The organism is Klebsiella sp. PCX (assembly GCF_021869705.1).
Taxonomy (GTDB): domain Bacteria; phylum Pseudomonadota; class Gammaproteobacteria; order Enterobacterales; family Enterobacteriaceae; genus Klebsiella; species Klebsiella quasipneumoniae.
In genome coordinates this window covers 824,836-841,052 of the sequence record NZ_CP091527.1, presented here as the reverse complement: position 1 = coordinate 841,052, position 16,217 = coordinate 824,836, and the positions used below count along the sequence as shown (strand labels likewise).

Sequence of the window (16,217 nt, the reverse complement as noted above, 5' to 3'; positions counted from 1 at the left end):
CAGCCTCACCCCTTTTCGCCACTTTATCCCACAAATTCCCACCAGAAGGAGTTTACGGAGCGGAGGAAAAGCTTGTCAAGCCAGCACGAATGCCAACGGAGCTCAAAAACCCATTATTTACAGCCGACATTAGCCCTGATGAAAAAATCATCAACAGGCGAGGCAAATTAACGTTATGAATACGTGTAAGAAAATAACCAACAAACTCGTAACAGTTATAAACAACAAAATATCTTCGGCGGGAAAATATAAAGTGTCAGTTTGCGACGCGAGCGGCATTTTAGGCCATTATGCCGGCCGTTAACAGTACCTGTTGCTGCCTGAGGGGTGGACCAGGCGCGGGATAAGGCAGGGGAGAACGGTAGTGGCGAACAAAATGGGTGTTAATTCAGCAATTAACCTGGTGAATGTAACAAAATAATACAATTAAAGCCTGCACCATCATTTTTTGTGTCCTGTTTTGAGTCACAAAACGATTGCCAGGGAATAAAACAAAATAACGCGTAAAGAAGTTTAGGGATTTGTCTGAAATATATTCAGTTTTGCATTCTGGACGTCAGTTGCCTGATTTATCGCCAGCGGCCTGCTCTCTGGCAGGCCTGCCAGGAATAATCCTGGATGCTGACGATATTGCGCCCTTAACGGCGATTCAGGCTGCCGCGGCGATAAAGATTACGACGAATACGGCTGAGGCCTGGTTTCGGCTTGCGCGGTTCATCGAGGCTAGCGAGGACGATCTCGAGCACCCGCTCAGCAACATCGCGATGGCGCTGGGCCACGGCCAGTACCGGACACTGCAGGAAATCGAGCAGCTCATTATCGCCGAAGGTGGCGATCGCCAGCTCGGAAGGCAGTTTACCCTCACGGCGCAGCGTCACATCCATGACGCCCTGCAGCAGCGGGAAAGAGGTGGTAAACAGCGCCTGCGGCATCGGATGGGTTTCAAGCCATTTTTCAAACAGCTGGGCCGCCGCTTCTCGCTCATAGCTGTTGGCATAGAGATAATGCACCTCACGCGGATCGTCCTGCCAGGCTTTACGGAAGCCTTGCTCGCGCAGGAAGCTCACCGACAGTTCCGGCAGCGCGCCAAGATAAAGCACCGTTTCGCCTGGAAAAGTCCGCAGCTCGGCGGCGAGCATCTCGGCGTCATCCTGATCAGCGCCGACGACGCTGGTGAAGTGCTCGCGATCAAGGGCGCGGTCGAGGGCGACAATCGGAAACGGATCGTTAGCCCAGCGCTGGTAGAAAGGGTGCTCCGGCGGCAGCGAGGTGGAAACAATGATGGCGTCCACCTGGCGCTGTAGCAGATGCTCGATACAGCGCATTTCGTTATCGGGCTGATCCTCCGAGCAGGCAATCAGCAGCTGATAGCCGCGCTGGCGCGCCTGCCGCTCCAGATAATTTGCAATGCGGGTATAGCTGGTGTTTTCCAGATCCGGGATCACCAGACCGATAGAGCGTGTGCGTCCTGCACGCAGGCCAGCAGCGACCGCATTCGGATGATAGTTGTGCTCTCGCACGACAGCCATCACCTTTTCGACCGTCTTGTCGCTTACGCGGTACTGCTTCGCTTTGCCATTAATCACATAGCTCGCGGTGGTTCTTGAAACACCGGCCAGCCGGGCGATTTCATCCAGTTTCACAATTGCCCCTTGGGTAAGAAGTGCCAAACATAACCATTATTCAGGTATGGAACCCTTTTTATAACATCTAAACGCAGAATAGTTAGCGCAGCAACCGCTTTCGCTTACAGTTCCTACTGATTTCGCAAAAAAAAAGCCCGACAGTCGCTGCCGGGCTATTTTTGCATCAATTCCCGATCCTCAGCGCATGATTTTATCACCGCGAGACAGGCCGACCACGCCGGAGCGAGCCACTTCCACGATCCGAGCGACATCGCGTAGCGAGGCCAGGAAGGCGTCGAGCTTATCGCTGGTGCCGGCGAGCTGGACGGTATAGATAGAAGGCGTCACGTCGATAATCTGTCCACGAAAGATTTCGGTGTTGCGCTTCACTTCTTCACGGCCGTAACCGCTGGCCTGGACCTTCACCAGCATGATTTCACGTTCGACATGAGCCCCCTGCCCCAGTTCGCTGACCCGCAGGACATCCACCAGCTTGTGCAGTTGCTTTTCAATCTGCTCGATCGCTTTTTCATCGCCCACGGTCTGGATGGTCATCCTGGAGAGGGTCGGATCGTCTGTCGGCGCGACAGTCAGGCTTTCTATATTATAGCCGCGCTGGGAAAAGAGGCCGATAACGCGGGACAATGCGCCCGATTCGTTTTCCAGTAATACCGATAATATCCGGCGCATAATCAGGTCCTCTCCGTTTTGCTCAACCACATTTCATCCATGCCGCCGCCGCGGATCTGCATGGGGTACACATGCTCACTGCCGTCGACGGTGACATCGACAAACACCAGCCGGCGCTGTCGCACCTGCTCCAGGGCTTCAGCAAGCTTCGTCTCCAGTTCCTGTGGCTCACTGATGCGGATGCCAACGTGGCCATAGGCTTCCGCCAGACGCACAAAGTCCGGCAGCGACTCCATATAGGACTGCGAGTGGCGCCCGGAATAGAGCATATCCTGCCACTGCTTCACCATCCCCAGATAGCGGTTGTTGAGGTTAAGCACCAGGACCGGCAGTTCATATTGCAGCGCGGTAGAAAGTTCCTGAATATTCATCTGGATACTGCCGTCACCGGTCACGCAGACGACCATTTCGTCCGGCAGAGCCATTTTGACCCCCAGCGCTGCCGGTAGGCCAAAGCCCATGGTGCCGAGACCACCGGAGTTAATCCAGCGCCGCGGTTTGTCGAAGGGGTAATAAAGGGCGGCGAACATCTGGTGCTGACCCACATCGGAAGTGACATAGGCATCGCCCTGGGTCAGTCGCCAGATCGTTTCAATCACCGCCTGCGGTTTGATCTTATCGCTCTGGTCGTCGTAGCGCAGACAATGGCGGGCGCGCCACTGCTCAATCTGTAGCCACCAGTCGCGAATATCGTCCAGCGGCTGCTGCGCCTCTTCCTGTTCCAGCAGCTCCAGCATCTGTTCCAGCACCAGCCGGGCATCGCCGACGATCGGCACATCTGCCGGCACGGTTTTCGAGATTGAGGTCGGATCGATATCAATATGCAGCACAGTCGCGTTCGGACAGTATTTGGCCAGGTTATTGGTGGTCCGATCGTCAAAGCGAACGCCAACGGCAAAAATCACGTCTGAATGGTGCATGGTCATGTTGGCTTCATAGGTGCCGTGCATGCCCAGCATCCCCAACGCCTGCGAGTGCGTCGCCGGGAAAGCGCCCAGCCCCATCAGGGAGGAGGCCACCGGCAGCTTCAGCTTTTCCACCAGTTCGCGCAGCTGTGGTTCGCATTGCGCATTGATCGCCCCGCCGCCGACGTAGACGACCGGCTTGCTCGCCGCCACCAGGGTCTGCAGGGCGCGTTTAATCTGGCCTTTATGGCCGCTGGTCGTCGGGTTATACGAGCGCATGCTGACCGCGTCTGGCCAGACGTACGGCAGTTTCTTCGCCGGATTGAGTATATCCTTCGGCAGATCGACCACCACCGGCCCGGGGCGACCGCTGGCCGCTAACCAGAAGGCTTTCTTCAGCACGCCGGGAATATCTTCGGTCTGCTTCACCAGGAAACTGTGCTTCACCACCGGGCGGGAAATCCCCACCATGTCGCACTCCTGGAAGGCATCGTAGCCGATAAGCGATGTCGCCACTTGCCCTGAGAGGATCACCAGCGGGATAGAGTCCATATAGGCCGTCGCGATACCGGTGATGGCGTTCGTCGCCCCAGGCCCTGAGGTCACCAGCACCACACCGACCTCCCCGGTCGCTCGCGCCAGACCATCCGCCATATGCACCGCCGCCTGCTCGTGGCGAACCAGCACATGATCGATACCGCCAAGGGTATGTAACGCATCATAGATATCGAGGACTGCGCCTCCGGGATAGCCGAATACTTGCTTGACGCCCTGATCGACAAGCGATTGGACGACCATCTCGGCTCCTGACAACATCTCCATGGTTTGCCTCCAGGCTTATTGTTTTACGACAGCGGAACTCAATTTCCGCGCGCTCGCACGATGCGAAGGGGTACCCCTCCGCACTGAGGTGAATGGACTGCATGCCACTACCATAACTGCTCGCCAGCAGGCAGGCAATTCGCCACGACAGGGGCTTTCTAAGTGGAATAAGAAGAAAAACAAGCGGAGAGAGGAAAATATGGTGGAATGCTTCAGAGATAAGAAAAGAGAATAGTAAATACTCGGAGAAAAGGCGCGATAGCAGGAATTGATCCATTTTTTGTTAACGGGCGGAGAGCAACTGAAAGGGTAAACAGCATAAAATTCTGCATTCTTGTAATTCAATCATATAAAAAAAGGAGCCGAAGCCCCTTTCATGATCATTGCCATCGGCTCAGCGCTGACAAATATCCACCAGCAGCTCTTCCATCCACTGATGGCCTTTATCGCGACCCGCCGCTTCGTGCCAGGAGAGATAGCAGGTCCGGCTATTCACCTTCAGCGGTAGAGGTAATATTTGCAGCGCTAACTTATCGGCAAACTCATTTGCCAACCAGCGCGGCGCAATGGCCACCATCTGTGTTTGTGACACCACGTTTAATACGCTGACCATCGCATTACCTTGATATGCGATGCGCGCTTGTTTATCGGCCGTGTCATACCACGGCAGACTGAATGAGGCATACCGATCGAGAGCCACCGCGGCATGCTCCTCGCGATAAATATCAGCCTCCATCACCGGTCCGGAGATACGCGGATGGTTGCGACTGGCCACCAGAACCATTTCATCTTTGAATAGCGGCACACAGGCAAACTCAGGGCGACGGAACTCTTCATAACCGATCACAAATTCCGTTTCCTGATAACGTAGCTGATGTTCCGTATTTTGATTAAGCGCTGATTTAAAGACTAAATGAATATTGGGCGCGATTTCAGCGACTTTATTAAATATCACCGACGTCAGGATGTTATCCAGCGGGCTACAGACGCACAGATTGAAAACACGCTCACTGCTCAGTGGTTCAAAACCGGAGCCTGGCAATTCGTTTTGCACCAGCTGCAGCGCCTGGCGCACTGAGCCAAAGAGCTGATAGGCCCGCGCCGTCGGCTGAATACCGCGGCCATAGCGCACAAACAGTTCATCATTAAACATCACTTTCAGACGTGAAACCGCGTTGCTCACCGCTGGTTGAGACATGCCGAGCGTATGGGCGGCACGGGTAATATTCTGTTCCTGCATAACCGCATCAAAAACGGTAAGCAGATTGAGATCAACCATCCGTAGTTGAGGTTTTACGACTTCCTGTCCGGGGGCTGATTTATATTCTGGACTTTCAATTAACATATCTAGTTCCGCCGTCACGATGAATTCCCTTTGCTAAACCGCTATGATTAGCGGCGAAAATATCATTTATCATGCTAATGACATTTGCAAAATAGCAAAGGTGTATTTTAGGAATATATCAAGGCTATGAGTGGCAGTGTAAATCCGGTACCGCCAGAATAGGTGAACTGCTCAAACCATACTAGTTACTTAATGATGATGAGTTTAACCATAATTCAGAAAAATAAAAACAACACCAATGATTAACTGTAACTTAAGCAATAATAAAGCATTTTATTTTCTACCCCATAAAATTAACAACCATTTATCATTGAAAAAAGAGCCGTTAAGGGGTGGAGATATTCACACGAAAAATAAATATAATCTTTTCATTTAGATAGCGATTTTTTGCCGCCTCGCTCGCGGCGCATCGTGAGCGAAGCCTTTAATGCAAAGTACATTGTCAAATGAAACATATCCCAGTGCGCTCCCGCAGGGCCAAAAAAGGATCTTCGGCAAAAAAGGGCAAACATCAGCACAATTAGCTAATTCACGCCGTGGACCAAAAACGCTTTTTCCATGCCAGGGGTTGACTTTGAAACGGCTATCCAGTAACTCTAAAAGCATAACGATTTCATCTGGAGTTTGACGCAATGATTCGCACCACTCGCATCACCAGCCTACTACTACTAAACGCATGCCATTTGCGCGGTAGGCTGTTGGGCGACGTTCAGCGTTAAGTCATCTTCCAGCAAGACTATAAAACCCGCGCCTTGGCGCGGGTTTTTTTATGCTCGTCAACAAGGCGCCAGGACACAGACTAAGGATCCAAACCATGAGCCAGCAAGTCATTATTTTCGATACGACCTTACGTGATGGCGAACAAGCGTTACAGGCAAGCCTGAGTGTCAAAGAGAAGCTGCAGATCGCTCTGGCCCTCGAGCGCATGGGTGTTGACGTGATGGAAGTCGGTTTCCCGGTTTCTTCTCCGGGCGATTTTGAATCCGTGCAGACCATCGCGCGCACCATCAAAAACAGCCGCGTATGCGCTCTGGCGCGTTGCGTTGAGAAAGATATCGACGTGGCGGCGGAATCCTTAAAGGTGGCCGAAGCGTTCCGTATCCACACCTTCATCGCCACCTCGCCGATGCATATCGCCACCAAACTGCGCAGCACCCTGGATGAAGTCATTGAGCGAGCGGTTTATATGGTGAAGCGGGCGCGCACTTACACTAACGATGTCGAATTCTCCTGTGAAGACGCCGGCCGTACGCCAATAGCTGACCTGGCTCGCGTCGTGGAAGCAGCGATTAACGCTGGCGCCACCACCATAAATATTCCGGATACCGTCGGCTACACCATGCCGTTCGAGTACGCCAACATTATCAGCGGCCTGTATGAGCGCGTACCGAATATCGACAAAGCCATTATCTCCGTTCACACCCATGATGACCTGGGCATTGCCGTCGGCAACGCCCTCGCCGCGGTCCACGCCGGAGCTCGCCAGGTAGAAGGCGCGATGAACGGTATCGGCGAGCGCGCCGGCAACTGCGCGCTGGAAGAGGTCATCATGGCGATTAAAGTGCGCAAAGACATCATGAACGTGCACACCAATATCAACCACCATGAAATCTGGCGCACCAGCCAGACCGTCAGCCAGATCTGCAACATGCCGATCCCGGCGAACAAAGCCATCGTCGGCACCGGCGCCTTCGCCCACTCCTCCGGTATCCACCAGGACGGCGTGCTGAAGAACCGCGAAAACTACGAGATCATGACCCCGGAATCCATCGGTCTGAACCAGGTGCAGTTGAACCTGACCTCCCGTTCCGGCCGCGCGGCGGTGAAACACCGGATGGAAGAGATGGGCTACCAGGAGAGCGATTACAACCTGGATCATCTGTATGACGCGTTCCTGAAGCTGGCGGACAAAAAAGGACAGGTCTTCGATTACGATCTGGAAGCGCTGGCCTTTATCAACAAGCAGCAGGAAGAGCCAGAGCATTTCCGCCTGGATTACTTCAACGTTCAGTCCGGCTCCAGCGATATCGCCACCGCCTCGATCAAACTGGTCTGTGGGGATGAGATCAAAACTGAAGCCGCCAACGGCAACGGTCCGGTCGATGCTATCTACCAGGCGATTAACCGCGTCACCAATTACAACATTGAATTAGTGAAATATGGCTTAAGCGCGAAAGGCCACGGCAAAGACGCCCTGGGCCAGGTGGATATCGTCGTTGACTACAACGGCCGCCGTTTCCACGGCGTTGGTCTGGCAACGGATATCGTAGAGTCGTCAGCCAAAGCGATGGTTCATGTGCTGAACAACATCTGGCGCGCCGCCGAAGTCGAAAAAGAATTGCAACGCAAAGCTCAGAATAAAGAGAACAATAAGGAAACCGTGTAATGTCGAAGAATTACCATATTGCCGTTTTGCCGGGTGATGGCATTGGCCCGGAAGTGATGAACCAGGCGATGAAAGTACTGGAAGCCGTGCGCCAACGTTTTGCCATGCACATTACCACCAGCCAGTACGACGTCGGCGGCGCGGCCATCGACCGTCAGGGAACTCCCCTGCCGCAGGCGACGGTCGCCGGATGCGAGCAGGCGGACGCGATCCTGTTCGGCTCCGTCGGCGGCCCGAAGTGGGAACACCTGCCGCCCGCAGAACAGCCAGAGCGCGGCGCCCTGCTGCCGCTGCGTAAACACTTTAAACTGTTCAGCAACCTGCGCCCGGCCAAACTGTATCAGGGGCTGGAAGAGTTCTGCCCACTGCGCGCCGACATCGCCGCCAACGGCTTCGACATTCTCTGCGTTCGCGAACTGACCGGCGGCATCTACTTCGGCCAGCCGAAAGGCCGCGAAGGCAGCGGTCAGCATGAGAAAGCTTTTGATACCGAGGTGTATCACCGCTTTGAAATCGAACGTATCGCGCGCATCGCTTTTGAATCTGCCCGTAAACGTCGTCACAAAGTGACCTCCATCGATAAAGCCAACGTTCTGCAGTCCTCTATTCTGTGGCGCGAAATCGTCAGTGAGATCGGCAAAGAGTATCCGGACGTTGAGCTGGCGCATATGTATATCGATAACGCCACCATGCAGCTGATTAAAGATCCGTCTCAGTTCGACGTGCTGCTGTGCTCCAACCTGTTCGGCGACATCCTCTCCGACGAGTGCGCAATGATCACCGGCTCGATGGGTATGCTGCCGTCCGCCAGCCTTAACGAACAAGGTTTCGGGCTGTACGAGCCTGCAGGCGGCTCGGCGCCGGATATCGCTGGCAAAAATATCGCTAACCCGATTGCGCAGATCCTCTCCCTGGCGCTGCTGCTGCGCTATAGCCTTGACGCTAACGAGGCGGCGAGCGCAATTGAAAGCGCGATTAACCGCGCTCTGGAGGAAGGGGTTCGTACCGGCGACTTAGCGCGCGGCACGGCGGCGGTCAGCACTGATGAAATGGGCGATATCATTGCCCGCTATGTCGCAGAAGGGGTGTAATCATGGCGAAGACGTTATACGAAAAATTGTTTGATGCGCACGTGGTGTATGAGGCGCAAAACGAAACCCCGCTGTTGTATATCGACCGCCATCTGGTGCATGAAGTTACCTCCCCGCAGGCCTTTGACGGCCTGCGCGCCCACGGCCGCCAGGTGCGCCAGCCGGGTAAAACCTTCGCCACCATGGATCACAACGTCTCGACGCAGACCAAAGACATTAACGCGTCCGGCGAGATGGCCCGCATTCAGATGCAGGAGCTGATTAAGAACTGTAAAGAGTTCGGCGTTGAGCTGTACGACCTGAATCACCCGTACCAGGGCATCGTTCACGTAATGGGCCCGGAACAAGGGGTGACCTTGCCGGGGATGACCATTGTATGCGGCGACTCCCATACCGCCACCCACGGCGCGTTCGGCGCGCTGGCCTTCGGCATCGGCACTTCCGAAGTGGAACATGTGCTGGCGACCCAGACCCTGAAACAGGGTCGTGCGAAAACCATGAAAATCGAAGTGCAAGGCAAAGCGGCGCCGGGCATCACCGCCAAAGATATCGTGTTGGCGATCATTGGTAAAACCGGCAGCGCCGGCGGCACCGGCCACGTGGTGGAATTCTGCGGCGAAGCGATCCGCGATCTGAGCATGGAAGGTCGCATGACCCTGTGCAACATGGCGATCGAGATGGGCGCCAAAGCGGGCCTGGTCGCGCCGGATGAAACCACCTTCAATTACGTACGCGGCCGTCTGCACGCGCCGAAAGGCAAAGATTTTGACGATGCGGTGGCGTACTGGAAAACCCTGAAAACCGACGACGGCGCCACATTTGACACCGTGGTGACGCTGCAGGCGGCTGAGATTGCTCCGCAGGTGACCTGGGGCACCAACCCAGGCCAGGTGATTTCGGTCACCGATAATATCCCCGATCCTGCGTCATTCAGCGACCCGGTGGAACGCGCCAGCGCTGAGAAAGCGCTGGCCTATATGGGACTGAAATCCGGCATCCCGCTGACGGAAGTGGCTATCGATAAAGTGTTCATCGGCTCCTGTACCAACTCGCGTATCGAAGATTTGCGCGCAGCGGCGGAAATCGCCAAAGGGCGTAAAGTGGCGCCGGGCGTCCAGGCGTTGGTGGTACCAGGTTCCGGTCCGGTGAAAGCGCAAGCGGAAGCGGAAGGCCTGGATAAGATCTTTATCGAAGCCGGCTTTGAGTGGCGCTTACCGGGCTGCTCGATGTGTCTGGCGATGAACAACGACCGCCTGAACCCGGGCGAGCGCTGCGCCTCCACCAGCAACCGTAATTTTGAAGGCCGTCAGGGCCGCGGCGGACGCACGCACCTGGTGAGCCCGGCAATGGCCGCGGCGGCGGCTGTGACCGGCCATTTCGCCGATATCCGTAATCTGAAGTAAGGAGACCATCATGGCAGAGAAATTTACCCAACATACCGGCCTGGTGGTTCCGCTGGATGCTGCAAACGTCGATACCGACGCGATCATTCCCAAGCAGTTTCTGCAGAAAGTGACCCGCACCGGCTTTGGCGCGCACCTGTTCAACGACTGGCGCTTCCTCGATGATAAAGGTCAACAGCCGAACCCGGAGTTCGTGCTGAACTTTCCTGAGTACAAAGGCGCCTCTATCCTGCTGGCGCGGGAAAACTTCGGCTGCGGCTCCTCCCGCGAGCATGCGCCGTGGGCGCTGACCGATTACGGTTTTAAAGTCGTTATCGCCCCAAGCTTTGCCGATATTTTCTACGGCAACAGCTTCAACAACCAGCTGCTGCCGGTGACGCTGAGCGATGAGCAGGTCGACGAGCTGTTCAGACTGGTGCAGGCCAACCCGGGCATTACGTTTGAAGTGGACCTGGAAGCGCAGGTGGTGAAAGCGGGGGATAAAACCTACAGCTTTAAGATCGACGATTTCCGTCGCCACTGCATGCTTAATGGCCTGGATAGCATCGGCCTGACGCTGCAACATGAAGCGGCGATTTCCGACTATGAGCACAAGCTGCCGGCGTTTATGAATTAAGTTTCGCGCCCGGTCATTTGACCGGGCTTTTTAATTTATTGCGGCAGAAAATTGAGATCTCACGCACAAAAAACAATATTAATTCTTCGAACGTCAGCCCATGACGTTGGCCTGCCCCACGCGATAAAGACGAATGATTTCGCTTTCTTCCCCCTGACCTGCGCGGTTTATGTATTAACCCTTCACTGCAAGTAAAAATAAGGTATGAGTGTTTAATATAAAAATATAACAATGTGAAAGAAGCGTTAATCTCATAGAGAACCCCTATAGCTCACAGCAAAAAAAAACATTATTTTTCAATTTTTCCCCTCGCTATCTTTTTCCACAGAGAAATATTAACTAAGGACACGCCCGGGCCCCCGCATAGCGGCCTCCCGGCCTCCTGGGGAGAGAAGAGATGAGCCACTATCCGCACCTTTTCAGTCCGTTGACCATCAACGGCATGACGCTAAAAAACCGCATTATTATGCCCCCGATGGGCACCAATATGGCTACGCTCAATGGCGAGGTCTCGCAGGAACAGCTGGAATACTACGAACTACGGGCCAAAGGCGGCACCGGTCTTATCACCATCGAAAACATCTGTATTGATTTCCCTTTCGCTTCCAACGGCACCACCCAACTGCGGATCGATAACGATCAATATATCCCGCGGCTGTTTAAATTAACCGAGACCCTGCATAAACACGGCGCCTGCGTATCCATTCAGTTAAATCACGCTGGCGCTTCCGCTTATGCCTACCGCCTCGAGGGTCAGACACCGCTCTCCTCCTCGACGACGCCCTCGAAAAAGCACGGTAATATTCCGCGGCCAATGACCCATGAGGAAATTTATCACGCGGTGGAAAAATTCGGGGACGCCGCAGAGCGCGTTCGTCGCGCGGGTTTTGACTGCGTCGAAATTCATGCCGGCCACTCCTATTTAATTAGCCAGTTTTTATCGCCGTTATTTAACAAACGCACCGATGAATTTGGCGGCAGCGTCGAAAACCGCACTCGAATATTAGGTCTGATTGTCGATAAAGTTCGCGCCTGCGTCGGGCCACGTTTTCCGGTCAGCCTGCGCATCAGCGCCGACGACTTCCTCAAAGGCGGCAATACCCTCGAAGATTCCTTGCGCATCCTTGAGCTCTGTCAGGAGAAGGTCGATATCATCAACGTCTCGGCGGCGCAGAACGACAACCTGAATCTGCAAATCGACCAGATGTCGCTGGAGGATGGCTGGAAGCGTTACCTCTCCCGCGCGGTGCGCGATAAATTCCATAAGCCCACGGTCATCGCCGGCAATATCCGTACCCCGCAGGTGGCCGAGGATATCCTCGCCAGCGGCGATGCCGATCTCATTGCCATTGGTCGCGGTCTGATTGCCGAGCCGGAGTGGGTGCAGAAGGTGCAAAGCGGTAAAGAGCGCCTGATGCGCAAATGCATCTCCTGCAACATCGGCTGCGCCGACCATCGCATCGCCCGCTCGCGTCCGCTGCGCTGTTCAATTAACCCGGACATCATTCACGGCGATGCCTACAAAACGCGGCGCGTTAATCGCGAAACGAACGTGGTCGTCATCGGCGCCGGCACTGCCGGGATGGAGGCCGCCTGCACCGCGGCGGAAGTCGGCTGCCACACCTGGCTGCTGGAGGCGAAAAATCACGTCGGCGGTCTCGCCAGCGATATCGCCCGTCTGCCGGAGAAAAAACGCATCGCGGATTTCCCGCAGTTTATGAAAAACCGCATCGCCGCGCTGGACAACCTGATGCTGCAGGTCGGCAAACGGGCAGACGTGGCCTCGGTTTCCGCCCTGCGTCCACATCTGATCGTCAATGCCACCGGCTCAACCCCCCTGCTGCCGCCCATTGCTGGACTGCGGGAGAATATTGACGCCGCGGAAGGCAAAGTCTTCTCCATTACCGGCATGATCGACAATCTGGCGAAATTTACCCATGTCGAGGGCAAACGCATCGCCGTTGTCGGCGCGGGCGCCGTTGGCCTCGACGTCATCGAATACTTTACCGCTCGCGGCGCGCAGGCGGTCTTAATCGAAATGCAGGACGCCGCCGGTCGCGATCTCGACATCATTACCAAGAATGCCATGTTGACCATGCTCGACGAGCACCAGGTCGAACAGCACATGAATACGCAACTGATGGCGGTGGCTGCCGACCATTTCCAGGTGAAAAATACACAGCACACCTTCGATATCCCCTTCGACTACGGCTTTGTCTGTCTGGGGATGCGCGCCAACCGGACGGGTCTCGACGAGATCGAACGCTGGGCCAATGCCAATAACGTCAAAATCATGAATATCGGCGACAGCGTGATGGCGCGACGCATTATCGACGGCATCCGCGAAGGCCGCAACGTGCTGGACACCCTCGAAGACATGGGTGCGCTGGGCAGCCGCGAAGCACAACGAATTCCCTTTCTAACTTATTGAGGATTTTTGTCATGGCAGAACGTATTACTGGACACACTGAGCTGATTGGTCTGATAGCCACCCCGATTCGCCACAGCATGTCGCCCACCATGCACAACGAGGCTTTCGCCCATCTCGGGCTGGACTACGTCTACCTGGCTTTTGAAGTCGGTAATCAGGAGCTGAAAGACGTTGTCCAGGGCTTCCGGGCTTTGAAGCTGCGCGGCTTTAATGTCTCTATGCCGAACAAAACCGAGATTTGCCAGTATCTCGATAAGCTGTCGCCGGCGGCGCAGCTGGTCGGGGCGGTGAATACCGTGGTCAATGACGACGGCGTCCTGACCGGGCATATCACCGACGGCACCGGCTATATGCGCGCCCTTAGCGAAGCGGGTATCGATATCATTGGCAAGAAGATGACCGTGCTCGGTGCCGGCGGCGCGGCGACCGCACTCTGCGTCCAGGCGGCACTGGATGGCGTGAAGGCGATTTCCATCTTCAACCGTCGCGATAAATTCTTCGCCAACGCCGAAGAAACGGTCGCCAAGATCCGCAACAACACGCGCTGTGAGATCCATCTGTTCGATCTTGACGATCATGACAAACTGCGTGCCGAAATCGATAGCAGCGTGATCCTGACCAATGCCACCGGGGTCGGCATGAAGCCGTTCGAAGGCCAGATGCTGCTGCCGGACGACAGCTTCCTGCGTCCGGATCTGATCGTCTCCGACGTCGTATACAACCCGCGCAAAACCCACCTGCTGGAAGTGGCTGAGAAAAAAGGCTGCCGCACGCTAAACGGCCTCGGGATGATGCTGTGGCAAGGCGCGCGCGCGTTCGAAATCTGGACGGGTAAACAGATGCCGGTTGATTACATCAAAAGCATCCTGTTCTAAGGGGCAAGCGATGAAAAATAAATACGTCCCTACCGCGGCAGGGCTGTACCTCAACTACCTGATCCACGGCATGGGGGTGCTGTTAATCACCCTCAACATGGCCCATCTTCAGGAACAGTGGGGAACAGATAAAGCCGGCGTATCGATCGTTATCTCCTCGTTAGGTATTGGTAAGTTAGCGACCATCGTGACCGGATTTCTCTCGGATCGCTTCGGTCGCAAGCCCTTTATCTATCTGGGGATCCTCAGCTATCTGATCTTTTTTATCGGCATTCTGCTGACCAAAAATATCTATCTGGCCTATGTCTTCGGCATTATGGCGGGCCTGGCGAACAGCTTCCTCGACTCCGGCACCTATCCGGCGCTGATGGAATCTTTCCCGCACTCCGCCAGCCGGGCCAACGTGCTGATCAAAGCCTTCGTTTCCGCCGGACAGTTCCTGCTGCCGTTCATTATCAGCTTCCTGATCTGGGCGAATCTATGGTTCGGCTGGTCGTTCGTGATTGCGGCGGCGCTCTTTGTACTGAGCGGGATTTACCTGCTTAAAATGCCATTCCCTGACAGCCAGGCAGCGAAAAAAGAGGAATCTCCTGAGCCACAGGCGGAAACGTTCGCCCGTCCGCAGGCCAACAAACTGGATATGATGATCTTCACGCTGTACGGCTATATCGGCATGGCGACGTTCTATCTGGTCAGCCAGTGGCTGGCGCAGTACGGCCAGTTCGTGGTCGGGCTGCCCTATGCCTCGGCGATTAAGCTGCTCAGCATCTATACCGTTGGGTCGTTGGTCTGCGTCTTCGTGACTGCTGCCTTCGTCAAAGAGGTGTTCAGCTCTGCCGTCGCCATGATCATCTATACTGGCCTGTCGATGGTCTCGCTGCTGCTGGTGTGCCTGTTCCCGACGCCGATGATGGTTACCGGCTTCGCCTTTGTCATCGGCTTTGCCGCCGCGGGCGGAGTGCTACAGCTGGGAGCGACGATCATGGCGATGAGCTTCCCGAACGGGAAAGGCAAGGCAACCGGGATCTTCTACACCGCCGGCAGTATCGCCAGCTTCACGATCCCGCTGATCACCGCCAAACTTTCGCAGATCAGTATTGCCAGCATTATGTGGTTTGATTTTGCGATCGCCGTGATCGGCTTTGTGATCGCCCTGTACATCGGCTATCGTCAACTGCAGGCTCGGGCGGCGCAAAAAGTATCACCCACCGCAGTCACCGCCTGAGGTTCAACGCGAATAATAATGGATGCCTACATGACAAATGCAGTTACCGTAAAGAACATCACCTTCCAGGAAGGGGAAACCTTAATTTGTGTACCGCTGATCGGCAAAACGCTGGATGAAATACTGGGTAACGCCCACGGCCTGGTCGACGCCGGCGCCGATATCATCGAATGGCGCGTTGACCACTTTACGCAGGTCAGAGAGATGGCCCAGGTGATGGCCGCGCTGGCGGAAATCCGTGGTGCGCTGAAAGCCCTGCCGTTGCTGTTCACCTTCCGCAGCAAGAAAGAAGGCGGCGAGACCGAGCTCAGCGACGATGCCTACTTCGCGCTCAACCGCGAAGCGGCGCGCAGTGGACTGGTTGATGTCATCGATGTCGAGCTGTTCAATGATGAAGCGCAGATCCGCGCGCTGGTTGACGATGCGCATGCCGCGGGTGTCAAAGTGATCATGAGTAACCATGATTTTCATAAAACCCCCGCCCAGGAAGATATCATCTATCGCCTGCGCCGCATGCAGGATCTGGGTGCCGATCTGCCGAAGATCGCGGTGATGCCGCAATCGCCGCAGGACGTTCTGACCCTGCTCGCCGCCACGCTGACCATGAAAGAGAAGTATGCCACCCGCCCGCTGATCACCATGTCGATGGGAAAATCAGGCGGCGTCAGCCGGGTGACCGGGCGTCTTTTTGGCTCAGCCATGACCTTCGGTACCGTGGGTCAAGCTTCCGCGCCGGGACAGATCGCCATCAATAAGCTGCGTGAAGTGATGGATATTCTCTCCTGATAACCCCTTAGCCCGGA

Annotated in this window: 13 protein-coding genes; 9 read left to right on the top strand and 4 right to left on the bottom strand. The window is 55.3% G+C overall.

All coding sequences use genetic code 11. The features are described 5' to 3' along the window. Positions 1-638: 638 nt before the first annotated feature. The 4 genes from cra to leuO form a co-directional block, all read right to left on the bottom strand. Positions 639-1,643, bottom strand: a complete 1,005-nt coding sequence (cra, locus tag GQR96_RS03890) for a catabolite repressor/activator (RefSeq protein ID WP_004145952.1) — start codon at positions 1,641-1,643, stop codon at positions 639-641. 180 nt (positions 1,644-1,823) lie between these two features. Further along, the gene (gene ilvN / locus GQR96_RS03885; RefSeq protein ID WP_002888536.1) at positions 1,824-2,315 is read right to left on the bottom strand and encodes an acetolactate synthase small subunit; all 492 of its coding nucleotides are present in this window, start codon (positions 2,313-2,315) and stop codon (positions 1,824-1,826) included. A 2-nt stretch (positions 2,316-2,317) separates the two neighbouring features. Then, positions 2,318-4,042, bottom strand: a complete 1,725-nt coding sequence (gene ilvI, locus GQR96_RS03880) for an acetolactate synthase 3 large subunit (RefSeq protein ID WP_017901190.1) — start codon at positions 4,040-4,042, stop codon at positions 2,318-2,320. A 394-nt stretch (positions 4,043-4,436) separates the two neighbouring features. Beyond that, positions 4,437-5,405 (bottom strand): transcriptional regulator LeuO, encoded by a 969-nt coding sequence (leuO, locus tag GQR96_RS03875; protein WP_072140386.1) that lies wholly within the window; start codon positions 5,403-5,405, stop codon positions 4,437-4,439. Positions 5,406-6,019: 614 nt separating this feature from the next. Here leuO and leuL point away from each other — a divergent pair. From leuL to aroD, 9 genes are all read left to right on the top strand, one after another. Then, entirely contained in the window at positions 6,020-6,106 is an 87-nt protein-coding gene (leuL, locus tag GQR96_RS03870) for a leu operon leader peptide (RefSeq protein ID WP_017901192.1), read from the top strand. 95 nt (positions 6,107-6,201) lie between these two features. Beyond that, positions 6,202-7,773, top strand: coding sequence for a 2-isopropylmalate synthase (gene leuA, locus GQR96_RS03865; protein WP_065904203.1), 1,572 nt, complete (start codon positions 6,202-6,204; stop codon positions 7,771-7,773). Next, positions 7,773-8,864, top strand: a complete 1,092-nt coding sequence (gene leuB, locus GQR96_RS03860) for a 3-isopropylmalate dehydrogenase (RefSeq protein ID WP_017901193.1) — start codon at positions 7,773-7,775, stop codon at positions 8,862-8,864. Before leuA ends, leuB begins: the two co-directional genes overlap by 1 nt. 2 nt (positions 8,865-8,866) lie before the next feature. Continuing rightward, positions 8,867-10,267 carry a 3-isopropylmalate dehydratase large subunit gene (leuC, locus tag GQR96_RS03855; RefSeq protein WP_004177417.1) on the top strand — a complete coding sequence of 467 codons (1,401 nt, stop codon included), beginning with the start codon at positions 8,867-8,869 and terminating at the stop codon, positions 10,265-10,267. A gap of 10 nt (positions 10,268-10,277) precedes the next feature. Continuing rightward, complete coding sequence (gene leuD / locus GQR96_RS03850; protein WP_004204321.1) at positions 10,278-10,883, top strand: 3-isopropylmalate dehydratase small subunit; 606 nt, start codon at positions 10,278-10,280, stop codon at positions 10,881-10,883. A gap of 397 nt (positions 10,884-11,280) precedes the next feature. Then, positions 11,281-13,314, top strand: a complete 2,034-nt coding sequence (locus tag GQR96_RS03845) for an oxidoreductase (protein ID WP_048294153.1) — start codon at positions 11,281-11,283, stop codon at positions 13,312-13,314. 11 nt (positions 13,315-13,325) lie between these two features. Then, a complete protein-coding gene (locus GQR96_RS03840) occupies positions 13,326-14,189 on the top strand; it encodes a shikimate dehydrogenase (RefSeq protein WP_017901194.1) in 864 nt (287 codons plus the stop codon). A 10-nt stretch (positions 14,190-14,199) separates the two neighbouring features. Further along, positions 14,200-15,414 (top strand): MFS transporter, encoded by a 1,215-nt coding sequence (locus GQR96_RS03835; protein WP_057213392.1) that lies wholly within the window; start codon positions 14,200-14,202, stop codon positions 15,412-15,414. 30 nt (positions 15,415-15,444) lie between these two features. Then, positions 15,445-16,200, top strand: a complete 756-nt coding sequence (gene aroD, locus GQR96_RS03830) for a type I 3-dehydroquinate dehydratase (RefSeq protein ID WP_004204316.1) — start codon at positions 15,445-15,447, stop codon at positions 16,198-16,200. The last annotated feature ends 17 nt before the right edge of the window (positions 16,201-16,217 follow it).